General features: G+C 73.3%; 1 protein-coding gene and 2 pseudogenes. 2 read left to right on the top strand and 1 reads right to left on the bottom strand.

Annotated elements, in window-relative coordinates; translation table 11 throughout:
• Nucleotides 1–612: pseudogene (locus JNW89_RS36240) on the bottom strand (transcriptional regulator); the annotation flags it as partial.
• Nucleotides 613–775: 163 nt separating this feature from the next.
• Here JNW89_RS36240 and JNW89_RS36235 point away from each other — a divergent pair.
• Both JNW89_RS36235 and JNW89_RS36230 read left to right on the top strand, forming a co-directional pair.
• A complete protein-coding gene (locus JNW89_RS36235; protein ID WP_238452433.1) occupies nt 776–970 on the top strand; it encodes a hypothetical protein in 195 nt (64 codons plus the stop codon).
• Nucleotides 971–1,095: 125 nt separating this feature from the next.
• Nucleotides 1,096–1,406 (top strand): annotated as a pseudogene (locus JNW89_RS36230) (hypothetical protein); the annotation flags it as partial.

Below are 1,406 nucleotides of genomic sequence, written 5' to 3'. Positions count from 1 at the left end.
CCCGGACCATGGCGAGGCTCTGCGGGGTGGCGAGGTGGTCGCCGCCGGTGATGTCGATGGCGCCGAGCACCGGCCGGTGGGGTCGTGGACGGGTGCCGCGGCGCAGGTCCAGCGCTGCACTGGGCGGACGAAGTGCTCGGTGGCGAAGATCTGCACGCTGTGGTCGACGGCGAGGGCGGTGCCGGGGGCGTTGGTGCCGGCGTGGGCCTCGTCCCAGCGGGCGCCGGGGACGAAGTTCATCCGTTCGGCGTGCCGGAGCACCCCCGGGTGCCCCTCCACCCAGAGCAGTCGCCCGCCGGCGTCGCAGACCGCCATCAGGTGCGCGCCGTCGTCGGCGATGCCGCCGAGCAGGTCGCGGAAGAGCGGCAGCACCCGGGCGAGGGGGTGGGCGGCGCGGTAGCTCTCCAGCGCGTCGTCGGTGAGGTCGACCGGGGCGGTGGCCTCCGGGTCGAGCAGTGCGCCGGCCGACCGCCGCCAGGACTCGGCGACCACGTCGCGGACCCGGGGCGGCAGGTCACCGGCGGTGAGGAACGCTTCGTGGGCGGCACCGACCTGCGCGATCCGCTCGGCCGGATCGGCACCGAATTCCAGGGCGAGCCACGGGTCGGCCATCGGCGACCTCCTCGCGCCCATCGTGACGCAGCCCACCCGTGATCGCCAATACCGGTTGCCGCGCCGATCGACGCCGGTCATCCTGGTGCCTCGGTCGTCGCCGGTCGGGCGCGGCGTCGGGAGTGGAGAAGGGGCGGTCGTCATGGTCGGGACGAGGGAACGGATGCTGGTGCAGCTGCAGCTGGTCAGCGGTGACCGCCACCTGGTGGCCTGGGTGCGCGACGACCGCCGGGTACGCGTCGGCGTGGAGCTGTCGCTGCGCGACCACGCCGAGCCGGACCGGTTGTGGCGGGTGGTCGCCAAGGGCGAGCCACGTCCGGCCGGCGAGATCCACCGCGGCTGGCACAACGACATCTGACCTTCCGCGTGGGCCCGGGTGCTCCCGGGCCCACGCCTTTGCTCAAAACTTGTCATTGACAAGTTGGTCGATCGGGACGCAAACTTGACGGCGACAAGATGAGCGGTCCGGTCGGGGAGGTCGGGATGGAACCCACGATGGTGCGGCAGTTGTGGCAGCTGGTCGAGCCCGTGCACGCGCTGGTCTACTACGCGCCGGAGCTCACCGAGGAGGCCGCGGCGCTCGGCCTGGCGACCGACGAGCGGTGGCCCGGCTACTTCGCGCTGCGCTCCGCCCCGCTGGGCGCGGCCGGGCCCGAACTGGTGACGGCCACCTACTACAGCTTCAGCCCCCGGATGGTCGCCGAGTACGTCCCGGCGATCTGGTCGGTCGCCGACCCGGCCAAGGTGCTCGACGCGCGACTGTCGGGCGTGGACCGCGCGCTGCGTGCCCTGCT

The sequence above is a fragment of the Micromonospora sp. 4G55 genome (assembly GCF_016803375.1).
Note: the sequence above shows the minus strand (reverse complement) of the source record. Positions and strands in the feature narration are given on the sequence as shown.